This window comes from Lachnotalea sp. AF33-28 (assembly GCF_003477885.1).
Classification (GTDB): Bacteria; Bacillota; Clostridia; order Lachnospirales; family Lachnospiraceae; genus AF33-28.
Map to the genome: position 1 here is coordinate 69,793 of NZ_QUEE01000004.1, position 25,107 is coordinate 94,899.

Here is a 25,107-nt window from a genome sequence, read left to right on the forward strand (position 1 = left end):
CGTATGATCATGTATCGTTATGAAAAAGGGCGGTCGCTAATCGTGAAAAGGACAACAGAAAGTTATCCGCTTTCCGGCAGCCAGCGCAACATCTGGGGGCTGGAACAGCATTACAGGGGAACATCCATCAATAATATATGTCAGACGATCCGGATCAGGGGTACATTTGACATCGCGCTTCTGCAGCAGTGTCTTAACCTGCTGCTGGAAAGTGACGGGTCATTGCGTGCGCAGATCGTACTGGATGAAGAGGGGAATCCCGTTCAATATCAGGCGGAGTATGAAACGCAGCAGTTTCCTGTGTTTGATTTTTCCACCACCAATCAGGCCGGTATTGAACACTGGGAGTACAGTGTGACCAGGGAGGTCATGCCGGTGCTGGATGCCCCTCTTTATTATTTTGCCATTATAAAGATCAGCGAGCAGGAGGGAGGTGTGCTGCTCAAGACTCATCATCTGATCTCGGACGGCTGGTCACAGGTGTCGCTGATCAATAAACTGGCCGGCTGCTATCTGGACCTGATCTCTGGCAGGGAGGCTGTCTTAAAGCCTGCGCCGGGATATGACCTCCATGTCCGCGCACAGGCCGATTATATCGGTTCCAAAGCTTTTATTAAAGATAAAAAGTATTGGGAAGAAATCATGAAGAATGCCGGGAGCCCTGCGGCCTTAAAGGAATGCAGCAGTGCCGCAGTCAGCAGCGTCGGGAGAAGGAAAACATTCTGCCTTCCCGATGTGCTCTGCCATGCTCTGACGGCCTTCTGCGGTGAAATGCGGGTGGCGCCGTTTGTGCCCGTCTATATGGTGCTGGCGGTTTACCTGAAACGCATGAAGGGGGCCGGACGTTTCTGTATCGGTGCGCCGGTGCATAACAGGACCACCTATACGGACCGGGAGACTACCGGGATGTTTGTCAGCACTCTGCCCTTTTTAAATGAACTGGACGAAGAGAAGAGCTTCCATGAATTTATTGCAGAGCTTTCAGAGACATGGCTGGAGATGCTGCGCCATCAGCGTTTCCCGTATGAGGAGATACAAAAAATTGCCAGAAAGCAGAATCCGTCCGTGGACCGGCTGTTTGATGTGGTGCTTTCCTTTCAGAACAGCCGGGTCTATGAGAACAGCGATGCTTCCCTGCATTTCTCTGGGCAGTGGCATTACGCCGGATATCAGGCGGAACAGATTTGTATCCATTTGATTAATATAGAGGACAGCAGGCGTTATACCATCCACTATGATTATCTGACCCAAGTATTTTCCGAAAAAGAGATAGAGGCGCTGCATCATTACCTGATGAATATCCTCTCGCATGCGCTGGCGGAGCCCGAGATTCCTATCTGGAAGCTTTCCGTGATGGATAGCGCGGAGAAGGAGCTGGTGCTCTATACCTATAACCGGACAGAGCGTCCGGTTTTAGGGGGGAACATCTACCGCAGATTCGCCAGGGAATGCGAAAACTGTCCCGGGCGCGTGGCGGTCATCAGCGACGGTGTGCGCTACACATATGACGAACTTAAAAACAGCGCGAACCTGCTCTCGTGGGAGCTGGCACGGAGGATTCCGGGGGGCGGGCGGACGGTGGCCGTGCTGCTGCCGAAAGGGTTTCCTCTGCTTCAGGCGATGATCGCATGCGCGCAGTCGGATAACGCCTGGATGCTGCTGGCGGACAGTCTGCCGGAGAAACGCATGGAGGAGATCTTGACGGGAAGCGGTGCGGCCCTGCTGATCACGGATGCCGGGCATATGCAGCTGTATGAGTCAGCTGCAAAGATCTGCCCGGTGCTCCTGACTGAGGAGATTGACAGTGCGCCCGTTTCCATGCTGGAATCCCATGCCGGCCCGCATGATATCGCTTATCTGGTTTATACGTCGGGGAGTACCGGAGAGCCTAAGGGCGTGGAGATCGAGCATGAAAGCTTCGTGAATTTCGCGGACGCTATGGCGCCCTGTTATGCTCACGGCGCGGTGCTGTCCATCTGCAGCGTGGGGTTTGATGCATTTCTGCTGGAGAGCGTGGCAGCGCTTTTAAACGGACGTACGGTTGTGCTGCCCGGCAAAGAGGAGCAGGACCGCCCTGACAAACTGGCCGGACTGATCATGAGATATGCGGTGGGCTTTCTGGCGGTGACGCCGTCCCGCCTCTCTTCCTATATGAAAAATGAGGAATTCTGCCGGGCGGCAGGCCGGCTGGAGGTGATCCTCTGCGGAGGGGAGCCGTTCCCCGCGGCGCTGCTAAAAGAACTGCAGAAAACGACCGGAGCCAGGATACTGAATCAGTATGGGCCTTCTGAGACTACGGTGGGGGTAAGCTATGCGGAGTTGAATCAGGCGCTGTCCATAACCGTTGGAAAGCCCATGCCAAACTGCAGGATGTATGTCTTAGACAGCCATCTTAAGCCTCTGCCGGTGGGCGTGTCCGGCGATCTCTATATCGGCGGCGTCTGTGTGGGCAGAGGGTATCGGAACGCGCCGGATCTTACGGCCCAGGCTTTTATGGAAAGCCCGTTTGAGATCGGAGAGCGGCTGTACAGGACCGGAGATGTGGCGGCCTGGAATTTTGGTGGAGAGATTGTGATAAACGGGCGCGCGGACGGGCAGGTGAAGCTTAGAGGCCTTCGGATTGAGACAGAAGAAGTGGCATCGCGTCTGGAAGGCCATCCGATGATCGGCCGGGCTGCGGTCAGGCTGAAGAGGATGGGTGAGCAGCCTGTGCTGACCGCGTATTATACCTCGCCGCAGCCGATTGAAGACGCAGACCTGATGGAATTTGCAGCGACCTATCTGCCGGATTATATGATACCGTCTGTATTTATACATATGGATGACATCCCCCTTAGCGCAAACGGCAAGGTGGATGAGCGCGCCCTTCCTGCGCCCATGCCAAAGAGCAGGAATGCGGGCAGCGAGACCGAGAATCAGAAAAAGATCACAGAGGTCTTTAAGCAGGTGCTGGGGTGCAGCGATATGAAGGCCTGGGATGATTACTTCCAGATGGGCGGAGACTCCCTGAATGCGGTGGAGAGTCTCACACAGCTGGAGAAACTGTTTGGGGTGCGGCTGCGCGTGGCAGATCTGTATGCCTGCAGGACGGCCGAAAATCTGGAAAGACGGCTGGGGCTGGCTGTAAAGGAAAACCGCACATCCCTTATCATCCCCAAAGCTCCTGAAATGGAAGATTATCCGTTATCGCCTGTACAGAAGAGCATCTATTTTCAGAGCATGCGAAGCCCGGATTCTCTCGCGTATCATATGCCGGGAGCTTTTTGGCTGAATGAGGATGTGCAGCCAGAGCGGCTAAAAGAGGCCTTTGTCAGGCTGGTGAACAGCGTGGAGCTGTTTCGTACGGCCTTTGTGGCCGGGCCGCAGGGAGTGCGCCAGAAGATCTGTGACCGTGTGGAGTTTGAACTGGAGGAGTTTGACTGTGCGGACCGCAGGGAAGCAAAAGTCCGTTTCTTAAGGCCGTTTCAGCTGGATAAACCGCCGCTTCTTCATGCGGCACTAGTAAGGGATAAGGAAAAGCCCCTGCTTTTGATCGATTTCCATCATCTTGTCGGAGACGGCTTGAGCATGCCGGCGGTGCTTAGACGGCTTAGTGAGTATTGCGGCGGCAGAGAACCGGAACCGGAAAGCATCACCTATAAGGACTACTGCTGTTTCCTGGAACATGAAGGGAAGAGCCTGTTTGAGGAGCAGAGAGAATATTGGAAACAGGCTGTGGCAGACCTGCCCGAGCCCGTATTGCTGCCCTGCGATTACAAGCGCCCGAAGCAGTTTAATGATCAGGGCGGGAAGGTGATTTTGGCACTGGACTTTGCGCTGGGAGAGGGCCTGGAGAGCTTCTGCAAGGAGATGGACATTACGCCCTATATGCTCTTTGCGGGAACATTTGCATTCCTCCTTTATAAGCTGACGGATGAATCGGATCAGGTGACCGGCATACCGGTATCCGGGCGTTTTCATCCAGGGCTTAAGGACATCATCGGTCCTTTTCTGAATACGCTGCCTTTAAGAATCAGGGTAAACGGCGAATGGACGGTCAGAGAATATCTGCAGCATGTGAAGGAGCAGGTGATCGGCCTGATGGATCATCAGGACCTGCCTCTGGAGGAAATACTGTCCCTCGCCCAGGTGAAACGCAGCCTGAACCGGAATCCTCTGTATAATACTATGGTGTCCATGAGACCGGTGGACAGCAAGTCGCTGGAATTTGGCGGCAGAAAGCTGGAGACAGATTCTGTGGATACGCACACTTCCAAGCTGGATCTTTCTCTGGAGATATACCGGGAGAACGGTGTGTATTACCTGGGATTTGAATATGCGGCGGAGCTGTTTGGAAAGCGGACGGTAGAGATGTACAGCCGCAGCTGTCAGACGGTGCTGGAGCAGATTCTTAAGAATGACGGCTCCCGTATGTCGGATTTAAATCCTGTTTCCCCGGAAGATGCTTACCGGCTGTTTGAGGTGCCGGGATGCACCTGTACCCCGTTTCTGGATCTGCCGCTGGACCGCAGGATGGAGACTAGTGCCGCGAGAAATCCGGGGCGGACTGCGATTGTCTGCAACGGGCGTAAGCTGTCCTTTGGATGGCTGAAAGACAGGTCGGATGCGCTGGCTCACTGCCTGGCGGATGCCGGCGCGAAAAGGGGGAGCAGGATTGGGCTTATGTGCCGCCGCACCCCGGACATGCTGGCATCCCTGTTTGCAATCATGAAGACAGGAGGGGCCTATGTCCCCATGCTGTCCGACTATCCTGCGGAAAGGATCCGCTACATAGCACAAAACAGCGGCATGAGCCTTCTGCTCTGCGACGAATCCGCAAAAGGGGCATTGCCGGAGGGACTTTCCTGCACAGTGGTCAGCATGAGTGAAGCGGATCGGGAGGAACGAAAAAATTTCATCCCGCCGGCAGGGCGCTGCAGTGAGGATCTGATCTATATCCTCTACACCTCTGGATCCACCGGCCAGCCCAAAGGTGTCATGCTAAAGCATCGCTCCATTAATAATCTGATGGCATTTATGTCGGATCGGATGGCGGGAGTGGAAGGAGCTGTGCTCTGTTCGACCAATATGATCTTTGATATCTTTATATCGGAGAGCCTGCTTCCCTTGGCCATGGGCAGATGTGTGGTGCTGGCGGATGATGAGCAGATGCGCCTTCCCTGGGAGCTTGCGGGGCTTGCGGAGGAAAATGACGTGCGCATCATGCAGTTTACGCCCTCCAGGCTGCAGATGTGTCTGGAAAACCATGCGTTTTTTCAGGCCGCAGGCAGGAGCAGGCTCACCATACTGGTGGGTGAAATCTTTACGGACAGTCTGCTGCACCGCCTTCAGTCCACCGGATGCAGCGGTATTTACAATATGTACGGCCCCACAGAAGCTGCGGTATATGTGACGATGGCGGACGTGACCGGCAAGGAGCATGCGACCATAGGGAAACCGATGTACAACTGCCGCGTCTATATTCTGGATGAGGACAGAAAAACGGTGATGCCCACAGCGGTAGGAGAGATGTATCTGGCGGGCGAATGTCTGGCTCTGGGCTATGCAAACCGCCAGGACCTGACCGATCAGTGCTTCGTGGAGGACCCGTTCTTTCCGGGGCAGAAGATGTATAAAACCGGGGACCGGGCCCGGCTGTTGGAAGACGGCAGCATAGAGTTTATCGGCCGGCTGGATGCCCAGATAAAGATCGACGGACAGCGGGTGGAACCTGCGGAGGTGACGGGGAAAATCCTGGAATCCGGCATGGTTTCTTCTGCCGCTACGGTGGCGGTGGAATACGGAAGCGGTTTCAAGAAACTGCGCACCTTTGTAACCCCCAAAGAGGGACGGGAGCTTACAAAGGAGGAGATCCTCGGCTGGCTTAAGGGGCAGCTGCCTTCCCATATGCTTCCAAAAGAGCTTTATATATGGAAGGAACTGCCCGGCACGCCCAGCGGCAAGGCGGATCTGAAAAAGCTGTCGGGGCTGTCGGAGGCGGAATGTGAAGCTCTGGAATTGACGTTAAAACTGCCGGAAGAGAAAACCGTGCCGGCCGCGGAAATGACGCCGAATCAGCACAATCCTGAAGCTGAACCAAAGTGGGATAAGAAGTCCTGCGGCGAAGAAAAAGAAAGTGGCATAGATGTTGAGGAGGCGCTGGATAACCTCTGGCGCAGAGTGCTCGGCCGGGAGTCCGTGGATCACACCGCATCATTTTTTGAACAGGGAGGCAGCTCCCTGGCCGCGCTGACGCTGCTTGGAAATTACTTCAACGAAGGGTGGACACTCACTCTGGCACAGTTTTATGACCATCCGAGCATAGAGGAACAGAAACGTTTGATTTGCGGCTCCTCTTTGACAGTCGAACCGGTGAGGGAGGCTGTTTCTGCCGCGCTGCCCGCTGTTTCAAAGATACCCGCGGCTTGTGCTAAGCCGGAAATAAAGCCGGTCTTCCTGACTGGGGCGACAGGCTTTCTGGGAGCGCATCTGGTGAAGGAACTGCTGGATGCCGGATATGGACAGATCCTCTGTGCGGTGCGCGGAGAACGGCCACAGGAACGGCTGGATGAGATTTTGTCCTGGTATTTCGGGAACGGATGGCTGTCCGGACAGAAACGGAAGATCCGGGCGGTTTCGGCGGACATCACACTTGAACACATGGGGATGGATGCAAAGACATATGAAGAGCTGTCCGGCAGGATATGTGCGGTGGTTCATGCAGCTGCGGACGTGCGGCATTATGACAGCCAGGGCGGATTAAAAGAAACAAACTGCAGAGGCACATCGGAGGCGGCTGCCCTGGCCAGAGCAGCCGGGGCTAAGCTGCTTCACATATCGACTGCGAGTATCTGCGGAGAATATCTCAAAGCCGATCCTGCCAGAAAACAGAAGTTTACCGAAGATGATCTGGATATCGGACAGAACTGGAAGGATAACGTATATGTGGAGAGCAAGTTTTTGGCTGAACGGATTGTGCTGGATGCGGCAAAGGACGGTTTTGAAACCTGGATTTTCCGCGTAGGACGGCTTGCCGGGCGCAGTACGGACGGTGTCTTTCAGAAAAATCCGGACAGCAACGCTTTTTATGGCATGATACAGGGCCTAAAGTGCCTGGAGCGTTTTCCTGCTTCCATGACAGGCCTGTCACTGGAGATCACGGCGGTCGACGAGTGCGCCAGGGCTATTGCGGCGCTTAGCAGAGCTCCGGCAGGCATATACCATGTATTTCAGCCTCGGCAGGTAACCTTAAGGGATCTGATTATCTGGCTGAAGGGCAGCTGTGAGGAGACGGATGAAGCCGGATTCGACCGCCATCTGCTGGAAAAAATGCAGAACGGGCATCTGGCGGAGCTGACGCCTCTTTTAAACCAGTACAACCGTTTGAGGGTGGCTGTTCCCACTATAGAGGCGGACTGTGAGAAGACGGTAAAAGAACTTGGAAAATGCGGGTTTGTATGGAAAGCGCCGGATTTGCACATGCTGCTTAGATCATTTTCTGAAAGGACGGACTGATCCCGATGATATCCAACCAAATGCTGATCACATTTTTTGTGGTCATACTGTTTATCGTGGCGTTTATGGCTAAAATCATCTATTCCGGTTCTCTGATGATGATACATAAATTCTATCTGATCGCTTCCGGAATGCTGATCTCCTGGTTAGTGGCCCTGATCGGAGTGAAGTTTACCAATCCGGCCGATATGACTCTGATGTATGTGTGGGACTCCCTCACCTATATCGGAGTCAGCGGGATCCCGGTCATGAGCCTTTTGTTTGCCATCGCCTATACAAAGGGATATGAAAGAAAAATGCCCTGGAAATATGCGCTGCTCATGCTGGTCCCTGTTTTCACCAATATCATGGTCTGGACGAATCCACTGCACCATATGTTTTACCGGGTATTTTCCCTGATCAATACTTCCGTGCGGTTCGGACCGTTCTTCTATCTGCATGCGCTTTATACCTCAGCGTGCACGGTGCTGTCTATCTGGATCATATCGGCCTTCGCTTTAAAGACCAGGACAGGGCTGCATGTGAGGCAGGCGGTCTTCTTCGATGTGGGCTGCATTGTGCCGAGCATCGTGAACCTGCTTGTAATGTTCCGGCTGATCGAGGCGACGATCGCGGTAACCCCCTTAAGCTTTGTGGTGACGCTGATTTTCCACGGTCTGATCATTTACCGTCTGCATTTTCTGGATATCCGTCCCATCGCACAGCGGCAGCTGCTGGAATGGATATCCGACTGTTATCTCGTGACCAATGCCGCGGGGTTGGTGGTCACATATAACCAGCATTTTAAGCGCATGATCGGGGACGGACACGGAATCCGGGAAAACATGTATCTGCAGGACTGTTTAAAGAGCGAGGATGTGGAAAATAAAACGGCGGTGTATAATCTGATCACGAGCCTCACATCCAGCATGGATACGCGTTCCAAGATCACCTACGAGCAGGCAATGCTTCTGAATACGGCGCCTGGCGGGGAGGTAAAGAGATTTTATTTCATGGTGGAAATCACTCCGCTTCTGGTAGAAGGAGATATATGCGGTTTTCTGACCATATTCAAAGATGTGACGAATATCAAGGAAAACATGCAGCGGATGCAGGACAGTCAGATGAAGATGATGGAAAGAGAGCGGCTGGCCTTCCTGGGCCAGATGGTAGGCGGGCTGGCCCATAACTTAAAGACGCCGATCATGAGCGTGTCTGGCGGCACAACCTCCATAGAGAATCTGATCGTAGAGGCGAAAAGCAGCCTGGGAGATTTAGAGGTCACGCAGGAGGATTACCGGGAGATCTATGGGGAGATGGAAGGATGGCTGGGGAAGATCCGCGAAGCCTGCGCCTATATGTCCGATATTATCACGGCTGTAAAGGGACAGGCCAGCAACATGAACGCCTCGGACTATGAGGATTTTTCCACAGACGAGATGATCAAGCGCGTTGCGCTTCTCCTGCGCCACGAGCTGCTTGCGAGCGGCTGTACCTTAAGGGTGGAGAATCATGTGGAGGAAGAGGTCTGGATCCACGGCGATATCAACAATCTGGTACAGGTGGTGAACAATCTGATTTCCAACGCCATAGACGCGCAGAAGGAAGGCGGTCTGCATGAGATTGTGGTGGGAATTTCCAGAGATGAGAAGCAGCTCATGCTCACTGTGAAAGATTACGGAACCGGCATACCTTCAGAGATCCGTGAAAAGCTGTTTAAACAGATGATCACCAGCAAAGGCAACATGGGAACCGGTTTGGGCGTGTTTATCTCCCATACGGTGATCCGGGCCAAGTTTGACGGGGATATGTGGATGGAGGACAATCCGGAGGGGGGAAGTATCTTCGGCATATCCATACCCCTTGAGAATGTGATATTAAAAGAACAGGAAAGGAGGAGCCTATGAGAAAGAACCGTGTTAGAGGCGGGCAGACAGAATTTTCAATTCTGACCGTGGACGATGATGAGATCATGACGCTGACCCTGCAGTCTTATTTTCAGGCGGCGGGCTTTCATGTGGATGCGGAAAATGATCCGGTAGCTGCTGTGGAGAGAATCCGCGAACAGCATTATGATATCCTGCTGCTGGATTTTCTGATGCGCCCCATCTGCGGCAGCGAAGTGGTGAGCCGGGTCAGGCAGTTCGATAAGGATATATATATCATCCTGCTGACCGGCCATAAGAGCATGGCCCCTCCCATAAAAACAATACGGGAACTGGATATCCAGGGATATTATGAAAAGAGCGACCGGTTTGACCAATTGGAACTGTTGGTGGAATCCTGCGTAAAGTCCATCCGTCAGATGAGGGTGATCCGCAATTACCGGGACAGCCTCCGTAAGATGCTGGATGGTATTCCTCGGTTTTACAGCATACAGACCAGGGAAGATGCCGCGGATCTGATGATGGAAAATCTGGCGGATTATATGGGGGATGCGGAGTATTTCGTCTATCTGGAAAGCGATGGGATGGGAGAGGCACATGGGCCTGTGTACAGAGGCAGCGGGCTGTTTGCGGCAGAACAGAATCGGGTATCGGCCTACTTTGAAGAATCAGGGAAGGCTGAAGGAAAGCTGATCCTGCAGGATGGGCTGATGATCGCGCCGCTTGCAGATGAATCCCAGAGCTGTTACGGCATTATGGGCATCCGCCCGGTTAATAACATCCGCAGTGAGACGGCGCAGTTATTTGAGGTATATGCCAAACAGGCCGGAGCGGCCGTGGGCAATATGCTGCTTCGCAGCCAGCTCGACGGTCAGAATCAGAAGCTGCGCAATGCCTATACGGCGATACACGAAAATTATATGGGCATGATCGATGCGCTGCGGCTGATGGTAGATGCCAAGGATATCTACACCAGAGGGCATTCTGACCGCGTTTCCGCCTATGCGTGCATGATTGCGAGAGCGATGGGCAAAAGCGAGGAGTACATAAAACGCATCAAAGTTGCCGGCATCTTCCATGATATCGGCAAAATCGGTGTGGATGACAGCATACTGAAAAAGGACTCTTCGCTGACGGATGAGGAGTATGCTAAAGTAAAGAGGCACTGTGAGGAAGGAAAGCGGATTCTGTCCGTGATGGCGGCATTTCAGAATATTACGGATATAGTCCTCTGCCATCATGAACGTTATGACGGAAACGGCTATCCCACACGCAGAAAGGGGGAGGAGATACCGGAAGAGGCGCGGATTATAAGTGTGGCGGATGCATTTGACGCTATGACATCGAAAAGGACGTACCGCAGCGAACTGACTCTTGATGAGGCGGCCGCGGAATTGCTAAGGGGGAAAGGCGGTCAGTTCGATCCAAAGATCGTAGATGTATTTTTGAATATATTGGAGCACTATGATGAAATAAAGGAAGAATTGAAATGGACTTACCCGGAATTTAAACCAGAATCATAAAACGGAGGTACGTACGGATGAAACAATACCCTGCTAAAGAAACGGTATACTATGACAATTTCCGCGATTTCCTGAACGACGCAGCGCTTCGCTATGGCGAATCGCCGGCGGTCACCTGCTATAACCGCAAAGGAGAGGCGCATACCAGAAACTATCGGCAGCTGAAGGAAGATGCGTTCGCATTCGGCGAAGCGCTCTGCGGAGCGGGGCTTAGCGGAAAACACGCGGCGCTGATCAGTGAAAACAGCCAGGAATGGCTGACCGCATGGTTTGGCGTGGCGGCCAGTGGCGGAGTCACAGTATGCATCGATATCGAACACAGGGATGAGACAATCATTGCGATGGCTGCACAGGCAGATGCGGAAATCCTGATCGTATCCCCTTCCATGTTATTTTTGGGCAGGCGTATCGTAGCGGAAAACAGCAATATTAAAAAGCTGCTGGTGACCGGCAGTGACCCGGACGGTCAGTTTGAAGCCATGGCGCAATTTACACAGAGGCTGCTGGAAGAAGGCAGCGGCCGTGAGGCGATGAAGCTGTGCAGGCCCAAAAAGGAACAGACGGCGACAATTGTCTATACGTCCGGAACCACCAGCACGGCCAAGCCGGTCATGCTTTCACAGCATGGAATATTACGAAATGCGGGAGATTCGCTGACATTGCTGGATTCCGGCAAAAAGGTGTTCAATACCCTTCCGCTTTACCATACCTATGGGTTTACCTGCGGCGTCCTCTGTGCGCTGATCCGCGGTATAGAAGTGGGGCTTAGCTGTGATTTGAAGCGCATGATCCAGGAGATGACCTATTTTAAGCCCAACACGGTGGTCGCTGTTCCGCTGATCATTGAAGCCATCCATAAGCTGGCGTGGAGCTATATCAAAAACAGCTGCAGCGGGGATGCGGCGGACAGGCTGATGAAGCTGGAAAATTTTCTGGGGCGGCCCAACCGGCTGATGAAGGAAAAGGTAAAAAAGGCATTCGCGGATACCTGCTTAAAGGACCTGGAATACATTTTATCCGGCGGCGCCCATCTCTCGGAGAAGGTGGCTCAGGATCTGGAGCATTTCGGCATCGTCGTGCTGCAGGGCTACGGCATCACGGAATGTTCGCCCAGCATATCGGTAAACCGTAACGAGGACTACCGTCTGGACAGCGTCGGTCTGGTTCTTCCCAGCTATGAGGTGAGAATCGTGGACGACGAGATACAGGTGCGGGGCGTGCCTCTGATGAATGGCTATTACAAGCAGCCGGAACTGACCGCGCAGTCCTATGACGGTGAATGGTTTAAGACAGGGGACCTGGGTTATCTGGATAAGCAGGGCCATGTCCATATAACCGGCCGCAAGAAAAACCTGATCGTTATGAAAAACGGCAAAAAAGTCGCGGTGGAAGAGATGGAAGAGGAGATGAAGAAGCTGCCGTTGGTAAAAGAAGCCATGGTATACGGCGCGAAAAGCGGTATCTCCGAGGATGATGTAAAGATCGCGGTGATGGTATATCCCGATCAGGAAGCGGCGAAGGATATGACAAGCTATGAGATTCTGGAACAGCTGCAGGAATATGTGGACAGGCTCAACGCGCAGCTGCCCACGTATAAGCAGATACAGATGGTAAATATCCGGGATACGGAGTTTGAGAGGACATCTTCCAATAAAATTAAGCGGCAGCTGGTGTAATCTGGTGAAAAGAGGTTTATGTGATGTTGGAGCGGTTAGAAGAAATTATATATCAGGTAACTGGGAAGAATAATCTGAATTTGACGGATGATACGGATTTCGTGAAGGATCTGGAATTGAATTCATTTGATGTTATGAATATTATAAGCGCTTTGGAGGATTTGTATGACGTGGATATTCCTACCAGGGACGTCTGGCAGCTGCGCCAGGTGAAGGACGCGGTGGAGTATTTAAAGGCCAAAGGGGTGGAGGAGCAGTGATCGCAGTCTATGCCTGTGTCCGTAAGCCGGGGATCACTACGGAGGAAACGGTTCCTGCGCTCGCGAAGAATTACGCGGAGCTTACAGGGACTGCATGGGAGCCGGGAACCTCGGTTTGCCGGACGCAGCGGGGGAAACCGTATTTCTGCGCCTCCCCCCTTCACTTCTCCGTATCCCACAGCGGGTCTTACTGGGCCTGTGCATTTTACACCGCGGACCTGGGTATGGATTTGCAGGAACACCGTAGCACAAATCCCGAACCGGTGGTCCGCCGCTTTTTTCACCCGGAAGAACGAAAGCATCTGGAAGAGAGCGGGTTTACGGATTTCTTTGACCTGTGGGCGGCCAAGGAAAGTTATGTTAAATATACAGGTTCAGGCATAAGCGACAGTTTTTCCGGTTTCTCGGTGCTTGGCGGCTGTCCGGCCAGGTTTTATCCCATCCCGTTTATGGACGGTTACAGCCTTTGCGTCTGCATCGGCCCGGAGGGTGCGCAGCCCGATTCAAAAGTGATCTGGTTCGACTGATAGGAAGCAAAAGTTAAACGGATTTGCCGATCAGCGCGTGGAGATACTGTTCCCACCGCCCCGCATCTTCAAACAGGCGTTCATCGTAAGCGGCGAAGAACAGCTTATCCTTATACTCCCTCTGAAAACAGGGCGTGATGATTTCCGAAGGCTGCGGCAGAAAGATCCCGCTGTGTTTTGTATAGCAGGTCTTAGCCGTAGCCTTTTTTCTATATTCTTTATTGACAAATTCTGCGACGCTCTTATGAATGGCGGTATCCTCCACCGTAAGGTAATAGTAATCCCGGTAATTGGGATAGAAGTGTTTTAACTCCCCTTCAAACAGCGCGATCCGAAGCTTCAGGACATTCCCCTTCACACTCATATACCAGTGCTCCAGATTTGCGGTAAAAGGCACCGGAACGCTGACTTTGGAACGGTAGGTCAGATACAGCTCCCTGCGCAGATCACCCTGCAGGGTGCGGTATTCCTGCATGCAGGAATGTTCCAGCACGAAATCCCCGTCAAAAAAGTCCCGGTAATTTAATACAGGAAGAATCATCAGCATGCCCGCGAGATCGTCCGCATTATGCAGAAGCACCAGATCTCGCGCCCGTCTGCTGCCGGTCTTTTCGTATTCCAGATACACCGGTATCAGTTCTCCTCCGGAGAATTGATCCTCCCTGTGTATATTTAAAAAACGTTCCAGCGATTTCTGCTTGCAGCTGTCCAGCCCCAGCTGCCTGCGAAACGGCTTGATCATCCGGTAGAGATCCAGGCTTTCCAGCTGTTTAAAAGGGGATGCAATCCCCCAAATATCGGCTCTTTTCGTCAGAAAAGGTATATCAAAGGTATCGCCGTTAAAATGCAGCAAATACCGGAAAGATTCCGAAAATGCAAAAAAAGCGTTCAGCACTTCCTCCTCCTGCGTCTGCTCTTCGGCCAGCCACTGTGTATACCACCACCGTCCCGACTGCTGATAGACGCAGCCGATCAGATAGACGAAAGCCCGGTCCGCCGAAAATCCCGTTGTTTCAATATCAAAAAAAAGACATTCACAGGGCTCTGTGATCCTGTCCAGATCATACCCGATCTCCGTCATCATCTCTTTCGTAATCTCAACCATCCGTACCTCCATCCCCTATGCCCAGCAGCGAACATCAGTGCGCTTCTGCTTGCCATCCGTGTGATTCTATGGTAAGATAAGAACCGTGATATGTCAAGTGAGGAGAGAACGGCAATGCTGAATTATATAAAGGGTGAGCTGACGGAGGTCATGCAGGACTGCATTACATTGGAGAACAACGGGATCGGATACCAGATCAATGTGCCGGTTTCCCTGCTGTCCGGACTGCCCCCTATCGGGCGTGAAGTGAAGATTTATACATATCTGTATGTCAGGGAAGACGCGCTGCAGCTCTACGGTTTTTTTACCAGGGACGATCTGCAGATCTTCCGGCTGCTGATCGGGGTCAGCGGCATCGGGCCCAAGGGTGCGCTCGGCATACTGTCCAATATCAGCCCGGATGACTTAAGGTTTGCCATTTTATCAGATGATGTGAAGGCCATCTCCAAAGCCCCGGGCATCGGAAATAAAACGGCTCAGAAGTTGATCATAGAGCTGAAGGACAAGCTGGATTTGAAGGATGCGTTTGAACAGCGGTTGGCCGCGAGTGATCTTACAGGCGGGGATGGGCTGCCGGGCGACGTCATCGGTGAGGCTGCCCAGGCGCTGGCCGCGCTGGGCTACTCCCAGACGGATGCGTTAAAGGCGGTGAAACAGGTGGAGCTCACCGAAGATATGACAGTGGAGCAGGTCCTGAAGCAGGCTTTGAAAAAACTGGTGTTTCTTTAATGAGGCAGACAGGGTGAATTCTAAGGATTGGTAGCGATCGGTATGAATAAAAGGATGATTACGACGGATTTTACGGAAGAGGACCAGGGCATAGAGAACAGCCTGCGCCCGAAACAGCTTTCCGAGTACATAGGCCAGGAGAAGGCCAAGGGCACGCTTAAGATTTTCATCGAAGCGGCCAAGTCCAGGGGAGAGGCGCTGGACCATGTCCTGTTTTACGGCCCTCCGGGCCTTGGAAAGACCACGTTGGCCGGCATCATTGCCAATGAGATGGGCACCAATTTAAAGATCACCTCAGGCCCGGCAATTGAAAAACCGGGTGAGATGGCGGCGATTCTCAACAATCTGCAGGAAAACGATGTCCTGTTTGTGGATGAGATCCACCGTTTAAACCGGCAGGTGGAAGAGGTGCTGTATCCGGCGATGGAGGATTTTGCCATCGACATCATGATCGGAAAAGGTGCTTCGGCCAGATCGATCCGGCTGGATCTGCCGAAGTTTACGCTGGTGGGTGCCACCACCAGAGCCGGGCTTTTGACAGCGCCGCTGCGGGACCGCTTCGGCGTGGTGAACCGGCTGGAGTTTTATACGGTGGAGGAACTGACCACGATTATTCTGCGTTCGGCCCGGATGCTTAAGATCGAGACGGAAAAAGAGGGCGCAGTGGAGATTGCAAAGAGATCCAGAGGGACACCGCGTCTGGCGAACCGTTTCCTGAAAAGGGTCCGGGATTTCGCGCAGGTGAGATACGACGGAGTGATCACCCGCCAGGTTGCCGTCGAGGTTCTGGATATATTGGATGTGGACAGGATGGGGCTGGATCACAATGACAGGAACATCCTGACGACGATCATAGATAAATTTTCCGGCGGTCCGGTAGGGCTGGATACGCTGGCGGCGGCCCTGGGAGAGGATGTGGGGACGCTGGAGGATGTGTATGAACCTTTCCTGATACAGAACGGCTTTATACAGCGTACCCCCAGGGGGCGGGTGGTTACTCCTGCTGCATACCGGCATTTGGGGTTGCAACTTTAACCCCGGCAGGATATAATGAAACAGGCAGGTGAAAATGCCTTTCGATTTCTCTTGTAACAGGAAGAAAGGGTATGGTGGCCGTTGGAAACTCGATGGACACCTGGTATGCGAGATGGGCGATAAGAATTATACGGATGTAATTATCGGCGGCAATGTGTACAAGCTGGGCGGCTATGAGAAAGAGGAGTACCTGCAGAAGGTCGCTTCTTACATAAACGGCAAGCTGAATCAGCTGGACGTGGTGGAGGGCTATAGGAAACAGAGCCCGGAATTCCAGGGAGTACTGCTGGCGCTGAACATCGCAGACGACTACTTCAAAGCGCAGGATACGGTCAGAAAACAGGAGAAAAAGCTGGCGGAGCTGGAAAAAGAGGTCTACAGCATCAAGCACGAGCTGGTGACGGTGCAGATGCAGCTGGAAGCCGCCAAAAAAGAAATACAGACGGCCGGCGGTACGGCTAAGCCGGATAAAGTTTCTGAAAATCCGGCAGATAAGAAAGCGCAGCAGGCCGATAAGCAGCAGTCTTACGGCAGGCGCGGAAATAATCCGAAATATGCCGCGGGAAACGGCCGCAGCGGTAAAACGGCCAATAATATGCAGAAGGATAAATCATATCCGGCGAATGCGGATACCCGGACAGCAGATGACAGCCATCAGAAAGATCAGGATGCTGCAAAGGGAACAGAAAGCCGGAACTTTCCAGTACAGGAATAACAAAAGAGGGGGCGGGGTGTCTAAGCAGGCATCCCGCTGCGTTTTTTCATCTCACAGGGAAGTACGGCTTATGTAAGGAAGAGCCCCGCGCTAAATATCTACACGTACATACTGCAGAGGAAAGGAATCGAGAATGAATCGGAGTAAAGACAGACAGACAATAGAACTTCTGGCGCCTGCGGGTTCTATGGACAGCCTGAAGGCGGCCGTGGCGGCCGGAGCGGATGCGGTTTACATGGGCGGCAGCAGGTTCGGCGCCAGGGCATATGCCGAGAGCACAGGAGAGGACTGCATCCGGGAGGCCATCGAATATGTGCATCTGCATGGCAGAAAGCTGTATCTGACGGTCAATACACTGCTAAAGGAGGAGGAGCTCACACAGCAGCTGTATGACTACCTGCTGCCTTATTACGAGATGGGGCTGGATGCGGTGATCGTCCAGGACCTGGGAGTGCTTTCCTTTGTCCGGCGGGCGTTTCCGGATCTGCATGTCCATGCCAGCACCCAGATGACGGTAACAGGAGCGCTGGGAGCCGGACTTTTAAAGGAACTGGGAGTCTGCCGGGTGGTGGCCGCCAGGGAGCTGTCCCTGCGTGAGTTAAAGGAGATATCAGAGGAAACGGGCCTGGAGCTGGAGGCCTTTGTGCACGGCAGCATCTGCTACTGCTATTCCGGACAGTGCCTCTACAGCAGCATGATCGGAGGAAGAAGCGGCAACCGCGGCCGCTGTGCCCAGCCCTGCCGCCTTCCCTATGAGGTGACGGACCGTGGCAGGAAGATGACCGGAAGCGGTGAGAATTATGTCCTGAATCTGAAGGATATGTGCACCTTACAGGATATTCCGGATCTGCTGGACGCGGGCGTCACTTCTCTGAAAATTGAGGGCAGGATGAAAAGTGCGACCTATACGGCCGGTGTGGTGAGCATATACCGGCGCTATGTGGATTTGTATCTGGAGCACGGAAGGGACAGGTTTTGCGTTAATCCGCAGGATATCAAAAATCTGGCGGAGCTCTTTGACCGCGGAGGTTTTACCGACCGCTACCTGCACAGCCATAACCATGCGGATATGATCGCGCTGGGCGAAAAACCGGATTTGCGGCAGCCGGATCGAAATTTAACCGAATATATTGAAAACACTTATCTAAAGCCGCAATTGAAAGAACATATTCAGGGAAAAGTAAGATTTGAACCGGGATTTCCTGCTATAATGGAGCTCAAATGGCGTGACACATCGGTTCGTTTTGAGGGCAGGACAGTGGAGGCCGCCATGAAACAGCCTCTTACGGAGGAGAACGTGCGGCGGCAGTTTTCAAAAACCGGCGGTACAGAATATGAATTTGACAGGCTTGAGACTGAACTACACGGCGACTGCTTTATGCCGGTACAGGCGCAGAACGAGCTTCGGAGGGAAGGGCTGGAAGCGCTGCGGCACGAGGTCTTAAAACAGCATTACCGAAACGCGGCAGCAAAGCCCCGGATAACAGAGGAAGACGGTGCTGCAGGAAGAGAAGCCGGTATGGCTGTCAGCGTATCGCTGGAGGATAGTTCCTGCCTGGACCTGCTGCTTAGGCAGAAGTTTGTGGACAGAGTGCTGCTTGACGGCGCCTGGATCGGCGCCAAGGATGCGGTAAAATGTGCCGAAAGGTGCCATGGGGCCGGCAAACAGTGTCTCTACATGCTGCCGCCTATCTTGCGATCCACGTCCATGGACCTGTTTAAAAAAGAGTTTTCTCTGCTGAAAACCGGCGGAATCGACGGATTTTTGGTAAGAAATCTGGAAGAAGTACAATTTTTGAGAGAACATGGGAATACTTTACCCATACAGGCAGACCATACTCTGTATACATGGAACCGGGAGAGCCGCAGGGTGCTTGGCATGCTGGGGATCGCATCGGATACCGCACCGCTGGAGTTAAACAGCAGAGAGCTTACGAAGCGGGGCATGGAACACAGTGAACTGCTCATTTACGGCCGCCTGCCCATGATGACGACCGCAGGGTGCATCAGGAATACGCTGAAAGGCTGCACCGGTACACCCGGCCTGCTCTGGATGAAGGACAGAAAAAAGATGAGCTTTCCGGTCAAAAATAACTGCAGATACTGCTTCAATACGATCTATAACAGCCTGCCTCTGTCACTGTTTCAGATGTTTGATGAGGTTTTGAGGCTGAAGCCTGCCGGTGTCAGGCTTTCGTTTACAATTGAAGCAGAAGATGAAATCAGGCAGGTGCTTAAGCTGTTTAACAGCATTCTGCTAAAAGAGTCGGGCGGAGAGCTGCCGGAATTTACCCGGGGGCATTTCAAACGAGGCGTGGAGTGACAAGATGACCAACCTGATTGTGGAATTATCCAAATACCTGCTGATGATATTGATGGTCGGCTATGTCTTCTTCCAGTATTTTTACTATCGGAAGAAGACGGATGCGGGCCGCCGTCACATGGTGGGAATGCAGAACTTTTTTCTTTTTTGCGTGCATTTCCTTGGATATCTGATTTTGTTTCTGAAAACAGAGGACAGCAAGATACTGGTGATGTACGCGATACAGCTGGTTTTTTTCGCGGCATATATCCTGCTGTACCGGGCGATCTATAAAAATGCCAGCCGCCAGCTGGTGACGAATGCATGTATGCTGCTTACGATCGGCTTCATCATACAGACCAGGCTGTCCTATACGAAGGCATTTAAACAGATGATCATAGCGCTGGCGGCGGCAGCGGTAACGCTTTTGGTGCCCTACATCATCCGGTACTGGAAGAAGATCTGCAAAGGCACCTGGATCTACGGCGGCATCGGCATCCTGCTGTTATTCCTGGTCTGCACGATCGGGCGCGTGGAATACGGTGCAAAGCTTTCGCTGGGCACGGACAGCTTTTCGCTGCAGCCGGCGGAATTCGTCAAGATCACCTTTGTGTTCTTTATAGCCGGGATGTTCCGGAAACGGACCACTTTTCTGTGGACCGTGCTCACCACAGCGCTGGCGGCTGTGCATGTGCTGCTTCTGGTTCTGTCTAAGGATCTGGGAACGGCGCTGACGCTGTTTGTACCGTTTCTTTTCATGCTGTTTGTGGCCACCAGGAACTGGTGGTATCTGCTAAGCGGCACGGCTGTGGGCACCGGAGCGGCCATTGGCGCATACTATTTATTCGATCATGTGCGCGTCCGGGTATCGGTGTGGCTCGATCCCTGGTCGGATATCACAAACCGTGGATGGCAGCTGGCGCAGTCGCTCTTTGCCATTGGAACGGGCGGCTGGTTCGGTATGGGAATCTATCAGGGCATGCCTTATCAGATTCCGGTAGCGCTGAAAGATTTTGTGTTCGCCGCGATATCGGAGGAGATGGGAGCGGTGGCAGCCATCGCTCTGCTGCTGATTTATTTAAGCTGTATCCTGCAGTTCTTTCTGATTTCCACCTGGATGGAAAACCGGTATTATAAGGTCATCGCTTTAGGGCTTGCCTCCATCTTTTCCATCCAGATTTTTCTCAATGTGGCCGGCGTGATCCGGCTGATTCCCTCCACCGGGCTGACGCTGCCCTTTGTGAGCTACGGGGGGAGTTCGGTGCTCGGCACCTTTATACTATTCGGAATCATGCAGGGATTATATATCATGAAAATGGATGAGGACCAAAAACTTGAAAAAGAGCAGGAACGAGATGCAGCAGGCCCCAAAAAGGCAGCCGTCCTCCGGGAAACAGTCAGCCAAAAAGCTGAGGGAAGCAAAAAGGAAGGCCGAAAACAGAAAAGAAAATAAAGAAATTCTGACAGTTACCTATCTGATCATAGCGCTTTTCGTCGGGCTGATCGGCTATTTCTGCTGGTTTATAGGGGTGGAAAGCCAGAATGTGATCAATAACTCATACAACGCCCGTCTGGACCGCTTCTCCGACCGTGTGGTGAGAGGAGAGATCCTAAGCGGCAGCGGCGATATTCTCGCCATGACCAATGTGGCGCAGGATGGGAGCGAAAGCAGATATTATCCTTACGGAAGCATGTTTGCCCATACGGTGGGATATTCCACCAGGGGTAAAACCGGCATAGAGTCCCTTGCGAATTTTTATCTGCTCACCTCTCATATGAATCCGCTGGAACAGGTTTATAACCAGCTTCGCGATAAAAAAAATCCGGGGGACAATGTGGTGACCACTCTGGATCTGGAACTGCAGAAGATCGCCTATGAGGGCATGGGGGACCGCAACGGAGCCGTGGTGGTGATGGAGCCTGCGACCGGCAGAATCCTGGCCATGGTGTCTAAACCAGACTACAATCCCAACACAATCAAAGAGGATTATGACAGTATCATAGAGGATACGGACAATTCCAGCCTGGTGAACAGGGCTTCACAGGGGCTGTATCCGCCCGGATCCATTTTCAAGCTGGTGACAGCCCTGGAGTTTATCCGGGAGTATCCGGACAGCTGGCAGGATTTTACCTATACCTGCCCCGGAGTGCTTGCGGTGGAGGATTACTCCATACGCTGTTCGGGCGGCACCGCTCACGGCACCGTGGATTTGAAAAAGGCGGTGGAAAAATCCTGTAACGGTGCCTTTGCAACGATCGGGCTTATGCTGAATAACGAGAGCTTTACGCATCTATGCGATACGCTTTTATTTAACCAGAAGATGCCCTTCGCCCTGGCAAGCGGAAGGAGCCGTTTTAATCTGACGGCGGACGCGGATAAATGGGAAGTGCTGCAGACTGCTTTCGGACAGGGCAATACTCAGATCACCCCGCTGCATGCGGCGATGATTGTGGCAGCAATTGCCAATGGCGGCGAAATGAAGGAGCCGTATATTATTGAACGTATTGAGAATGCTAATGGGCAGAAGGTGCAGTCGTTTGCATCCGAGGGATCGCACCGGGTGATGACAGGGGATGAGGCGGCGCTGCTTAAGGATTTTATGGTCGGCGTGGTTTCGGAAGGAACCGGGAAATCCGTAAAATCCAAGGATTACCAGGCGGCGGCCAAAACCGGCTCTGCACAGTTTGAATCCGGAAAGGAAACCCATGCGTGGTTTGTGGCCTTCGCCCCGGCGGACGATCCGAAGCTGGCCATCAGCATCGTATTGGAAGAGACCGGTGCCGGCGGCACCAACGCCGGTCCTATTGCAAAGAAGATTTTCGATGCATATCTGTCCCGATGAGGCTGCCTGAGAATCCCTTGAGGGGGATTCTTATTCATGGGTTGACAACAATTGCAGATAAGAGATATACTTTTCAGAGAAAGAGTGAGGATGTTTCCAGGTAAACCGGAAACATTCTCTGTCCAACCGCAAAACAGGAGGGATTGCAATGAGCGAAGCAATAAGCTGTGGCGGTGTGGTAATATTTCGTGGGAAAATATTGGTCCTTTACAAGAATTATAAGAACAAATATGAAGGCTGGGTGCTGCCGAAGGGTACAGTAGAAAAGGGCGAGGAATTTAAGCAGACCGCTCTTAGAGAAGTGAAGGAAGAGACAGGAGTGGAGGCCTCGATCATTAAGTATGTGGGGAAAAGCCAGTATTCCTTCACCATACCCGGAGATATGATTGAAAAAGAGGTGCACTGGTATCTGATGATGGCGGACAGCTATTACAGCAAGCCCCAGCGGGAAGAGTATTTTATCGATTCCGGGTATTACAAATTTTACGAAGCCTATCACCTGCTGAAATTTTCCAATGAGAAGCAGATACTGGAGAAGGCATATAACGAGTATCTGGAGCTGAAAAAGCAAAACCTGTGGGGAAACAAAAAATATTTTTGAGTGAGGGAACCATGAGCGAATTATTTGAGCAGTTAAAACCGCATCTAGACAAAATCAACGCGTACTCCAGCGCATTAACCTTATTCAGCTGGGACAGCGAAACCTGCGCACCAAAGGATTCATCGGAGTATACCAGCCGTGTGGTGGGTGAGCTGTCTTCCGAACAGTTTAAGGCGAACACGGATCCGCTGCTGAAAGAACTGTTGGTGAAGCTGAAAGGTGATGACAGCCTTTCTGTCAATGAGAAAGCGATTGTCCGAAATCTGTGGAAAACTCTGGAGGATATGGAGAAGATTCCTCCGGATGAATACCGAGAATATGCTGAATTGCAGGCGGTAGCCGCCCAGATTTGGCAGAAAGCCAAGAGGGAGGATGATTATGCCTCCTTTTCTCCCACGCTGGAGAAAATAATCAGCTACAACAAAAAGTTTGCTGGATATAAGGCAAAGGACGGACAGAAACTGTATGACGTGCTGTTAGATGAGTATGAAGAAGGCTTTTCTGTGGAGCTTTTGGATGAATTTTTCAGCCGGCTGAAGGAAGAGATTGTTCCGCTGCTTAAAAAGGTGGTGGAGAAGAATTCCGAAATCGATGACAGTTTCCTGCATCAGAATTATGATATAAATAAGCAGAAGGAGTTCAACCGTTTTCTGGCCGAATACATCGGGTTTGATTTCGACCGCGGTGTGATGGCGGAAAGCGAGCATCCGTTCACCACAAACCTGCATAACCATGATGTGCGCATCACCACACATTATTATGAGAATATGCCGGAGAGCGCCATTTTTTCCACCATACATGAAGGGGGCCATGCGCTCTATGAATTCGGGGTGGCGGATGAACTGACCCAGACGCCGGTGGGCACCGGGGCCAGCATGGGCATGCACGAATCACAGTCCAGATTTATGGAAAACGTGATCGGCCGCAGCGAGGCTTTCTGGGAACCGATCTATGAAAAACTGGTTTCCTTTTTCCCGAAGCAGTTAAAAGAAGTGCCTCTGGAGGATTTTATTAAGGCGATCAATAAGGTGCAGCCGGATCTGATCCGGACAGAAGCCGATGAACTCACCTATTCTCTGCATATTCTGATCCGGTATGAGCTGGAAAAGCAGATCATGGAGGAAGATATAGATCTGTCCGAACTTCCGAAGCTTTGGGCGGATAAATACGAGGAATATCTGGGTGTTCGTCCAAAGAATGAAACAGAAGGCGTCCTGCAGGATGTGCACTGGGCTCAGGGGATGTTCGGCTACTTTCCGTCCTATGCGCTGGGCAATGCGTTTGCCGCACAGATCTATGAGCATATGAAAAAGAAACTGGATGTGGATGCGGTATTACGGTCCGGTGATATCAGCCCGATTGTGAAGTATCTTGGCGAAAACATCCACCGCTATGGAATGGTGAAAAAATCCAGAGAACTCCTGAAAGATACGACCGGCGAAGATTTCACCGCAGAGTATTATATACAGTATCTGAAAGATAAATTTACGAGGATTTATGATTTATAGGGATTCCTTTTTACAGCCCTGCGAAAAACCCGGATATCAGAAACGGGTTTTTCGCAGGGCTGTTTATTTTCCCCATCGGCTGGGACTGCAGCCGCACAGCTTTTTGAAACACCGGGTGAAGTGGGACAGGTTCTGAAACCCGGATAATTCCGCTACCTGCTGAATCTGCAGCGCTTCGTTGCTCAGCAGGTATTTGGCTTTATCGATCCGGGCATTGATCAGCTCGGCTTTGGGCGTAGTATGAAAAAACATCGTATAGTAGTGATAGAACTGGCTTTTGCTTAAATTGACCAGGGCCGCCATGGCAGCTGCATCCCATTGCTGTTCGCAGGAAGAGAGAATGCGCAGCCGTGCTCTTTGGAAATCCTGGTAGAGAAGCGGCGCGGTGTCGGGGAGCCCGTGTTCCGTGCGCAGGTTTCGGGCTAGCGTGATGAAGAGTTCGTCCATGTAGGCATTCATTTTTTCCCGGTAATAGAGGTCCTTAGACAGGTATTCCGTATGGATTTTACGCACGATCTGATTGAGTTCATCGCATTTCTGCGGGTAGCAGATGCTATCGGTGATCAGACCGTATTCTTTAAGAAACCCCGGAGGGGCGGAAAAATGAATATAACTGTTCTTAAACTTCCGGACAGACTGGTAGTGCTGCGGTACGCCGGGAGAATAGAGCATACAGGCCATGGGCCTGGTGATGGTTATTTCCTTCTCCAGGTAGAATTTCATGGGTGTCAAAAGAATCAGAAACAGATAATCGCCGCTTCCTCCGGGACGGTAAATCATATCGCAGTCACGGTTGCAGGCGTTATAATCGCAGTAGTTTATCTGATACATGATCGTGCCTCCATGTTTGTTACGGGCTGGTTTAAGTATAACATGCGCAGCATCAGTTTGTCACTGTACGAAAAAAGAATGCATAGATTTACT

Annotated in this window: 16 protein-coding genes; 14 read left to right on the plus strand and 2 right to left on the minus strand. The window is 52.2% G+C overall.

Annotated features, from left to right (window positions below; genetic code table 11):
• Positions 1-42 precede the first annotated feature (42 nt).
• Genes DWZ56_RS06830 through DWZ56_RS06855 form a run of 6 tightly spaced genes read left to right on the plus strand, consistent with a single transcriptional unit; the run spans position 43 to position 13,345 of the window.
• Positions 43-7,494, plus strand: a complete 7,452-nt coding sequence (locus DWZ56_RS06830) for a non-ribosomal peptide synthetase (protein WP_158584483.1) — start codon at positions 43-45, stop codon at positions 7,492-7,494.
• A 5-nt stretch (positions 7,495-7,499) separates the two neighbouring features.
• A complete protein-coding gene (locus DWZ56_RS06835; RefSeq protein WP_118555648.1) occupies positions 7,500-9,380 on the plus strand; it encodes a sensor histidine kinase in 1,881 nt (626 codons plus the stop codon).
• Positions 9,377-10,882 carry a response regulator gene (locus DWZ56_RS06840; RefSeq protein ID WP_118555649.1) on the plus strand — a complete coding sequence of 502 codons (1,506 nt, stop codon included), beginning with the start codon at positions 9,377-9,379 and terminating at the stop codon, positions 10,880-10,882. Before DWZ56_RS06835 ends, DWZ56_RS06840 begins: the two co-directional genes overlap by 4 nt.
• 17 nt (positions 10,883-10,899) lie before the next feature.
• Complete coding sequence (locus tag DWZ56_RS06845) at positions 10,900-12,558, plus strand: AMP-binding protein (protein ID WP_118555650.1); 1,659 nt, start codon at positions 10,900-10,902, stop codon at positions 12,556-12,558.
• 23 nt (positions 12,559-12,581) lie between these two features.
• Positions 12,582-12,818: an acyl carrier protein gene (locus tag DWZ56_RS06850; RefSeq protein WP_118555651.1), complete on the plus strand. Its 237-nt coding sequence runs from the start codon at positions 12,582-12,584 to the stop codon at positions 12,816-12,818.
• The gene (locus DWZ56_RS06855; RefSeq protein ID WP_118555652.1) at positions 12,815-13,345 is read left to right on the plus strand and encodes a 4'-phosphopantetheinyl transferase family protein; all 531 of its coding nucleotides are present in this window, start codon (positions 12,815-12,817) and stop codon (positions 13,343-13,345) included. The genes DWZ56_RS06850 and DWZ56_RS06855 overlap by 4 nt, the downstream gene beginning before the upstream one ends.
• Positions 13,346-13,358: 13 nt before the next feature.
• Here the strand turns inward: DWZ56_RS06855 and DWZ56_RS06860 are convergent, their stop codons facing one another.
• Positions 13,359-14,450 carry a ribonuclease H-like domain-containing protein gene (locus tag DWZ56_RS06860; protein ID WP_158584484.1) on the minus strand — a complete coding sequence of 364 codons (1,092 nt, stop codon included), beginning with the start codon at positions 14,448-14,450 and terminating at the stop codon, positions 13,359-13,361.
• A gap of 114 nt (positions 14,451-14,564) precedes the next feature.
• Here DWZ56_RS06860 and ruvA point away from each other — a divergent pair, with 114 nt between their 5' ends.
• The 8 genes from ruvA to DWZ56_RS06900 all read left to right on the plus strand — a co-directional run bounded on the left by ruvA (position 14,565) and on the right by DWZ56_RS06900 (position 24,183).
• Entirely contained in the window at positions 14,565-15,179 is a 615-nt protein-coding gene (gene ruvA / locus DWZ56_RS06865; protein ID WP_118555654.1) for a Holliday junction branch migration protein RuvA, read from the plus strand.
• Positions 15,180-15,221: 42 nt separating this feature from the next.
• Positions 15,222-16,214: a Holliday junction branch migration DNA helicase RuvB gene (ruvB, locus tag DWZ56_RS06870; RefSeq protein ID WP_118555914.1), complete on the plus strand. Its 993-nt coding sequence runs from the start codon at positions 15,222-15,224 to the stop codon at positions 16,212-16,214.
• A gap of 112 nt (positions 16,215-16,326) precedes the next feature.
• Complete coding sequence (locus DWZ56_RS06875) at positions 16,327-16,929, plus strand: cell division protein ZapA (RefSeq protein ID WP_118555655.1); 603 nt, start codon at positions 16,327-16,329, stop codon at positions 16,927-16,929.
• 133 nt (positions 16,930-17,062) lie between these two features.
• Positions 17,063-19,252: a peptidase U32 family protein gene (locus DWZ56_RS06880; protein WP_118555656.1), complete on the plus strand. Its 2,190-nt coding sequence runs from the start codon at positions 17,063-17,065 to the stop codon at positions 19,250-19,252.
• A 4-nt stretch (positions 19,253-19,256) separates the two neighbouring features.
• A complete protein-coding gene (locus DWZ56_RS06885; RefSeq protein ID WP_118555657.1) occupies positions 19,257-20,684 on the plus strand; it encodes an FtsW/RodA/SpoVE family cell cycle protein in 1,428 nt (475 codons plus the stop codon).
• Entirely contained in the window at positions 20,566-22,074 is a 1,509-nt protein-coding gene (locus tag DWZ56_RS06890; RefSeq protein WP_243095116.1) for a peptidoglycan D,D-transpeptidase FtsI family protein, read from the plus strand. Before DWZ56_RS06885 ends, DWZ56_RS06890 begins: the two co-directional genes overlap by 119 nt.
• 148 nt (positions 22,075-22,222) lie before the next feature.
• Positions 22,223-22,675 carry an NUDIX hydrolase gene (locus DWZ56_RS06895; protein ID WP_118555659.1) on the plus strand — a complete coding sequence of 151 codons (453 nt, stop codon included), beginning with the start codon at positions 22,223-22,225 and terminating at the stop codon, positions 22,673-22,675.
• An 11-nt stretch (positions 22,676-22,686) separates the two neighbouring features.
• Positions 22,687-24,183 carry a carboxypeptidase M32 gene (locus tag DWZ56_RS06900; protein WP_118555660.1) on the plus strand — a complete coding sequence of 499 codons (1,497 nt, stop codon included), beginning with the start codon at positions 22,687-22,689 and terminating at the stop codon, positions 24,181-24,183.
• 63 nt (positions 24,184-24,246) lie between these two features.
• On the opposite strand, the gene DWZ56_RS06905 is transcribed toward DWZ56_RS06900, so the two are convergent.
• A complete protein-coding gene (locus DWZ56_RS06905; protein WP_118555661.1) occupies positions 24,247-25,014 on the minus strand; it encodes a helix-turn-helix domain-containing protein in 768 nt (255 codons plus the stop codon).
• Positions 25,015-25,107: the final 93 nt, after the last annotated feature.

Bases quoted from the DNA above. Each gene is read 5' to 3' on its own strand.
- DWZ56_RS06835 (WP_118555648.1), top strand. From the start codon at position 7,500: ATGATATCCAACCAAATGCTGATCACATTTTTTGTGGTCATACTGTTT.
- DWZ56_RS06840 (WP_118555649.1), top strand. From the start codon at position 9,377: ATGAGAAAGAACCGTGTTAGAGGCGGGCAGACAGAATTTTCAATTCTG.
- DWZ56_RS06845 (WP_118555650.1), top strand. From the start codon at position 10,900: ATGAAACAATACCCTGCTAAAGAAACGGTATACTATGACAATTTCCGC.
- DWZ56_RS06850 (WP_118555651.1), top strand. From the start codon at position 12,582: ATGTTGGAGCGGTTAGAAGAAATTATATATCAGGTAACTGGGAAGAAT.
- DWZ56_RS06860 (WP_158584484.1), bottom strand. From the start codon at position 14,450: ATGGTTGAGATTACGAAAGAGATGATGACGGAGATCGGGTATGATCTG.
- ruvA (WP_118555654.1), top strand. From the start codon at position 14,565: ATGCTGAATTATATAAAGGGTGAGCTGACGGAGGTCATGCAGGACTGC.
- ruvB (WP_118555914.1), top strand. From the start codon at position 15,222: ATGAATAAAAGGATGATTACGACGGATTTTACGGAAGAGGACCAGGGC.
- DWZ56_RS06875 (WP_118555655.1), top strand. From the start codon at position 16,327: ATGGGCGATAAGAATTATACGGATGTAATTATCGGCGGCAATGTGTAC.
- DWZ56_RS06880 (WP_118555656.1), top strand. From the start codon at position 17,063: ATGAATCGGAGTAAAGACAGACAGACAATAGAACTTCTGGCGCCTGCG.
- DWZ56_RS06885 (WP_118555657.1), top strand. From the start codon at position 19,257: ATGACCAACCTGATTGTGGAATTATCCAAATACCTGCTGATGATATTG.
- DWZ56_RS06895 (WP_118555659.1), top strand. From the start codon at position 22,223: ATGAGCGAAGCAATAAGCTGTGGCGGTGTGGTAATATTTCGTGGGAAA.
- DWZ56_RS06900 (WP_118555660.1), top strand. From the start codon at position 22,687: ATGAGCGAATTATTTGAGCAGTTAAAACCGCATCTAGACAAAATCAAC.
- DWZ56_RS06905 (WP_118555661.1), bottom strand. From the start codon at position 25,014: ATGTATCAGATAAACTACTGCGATTATAACGCCTGCAACCGTGACTGC.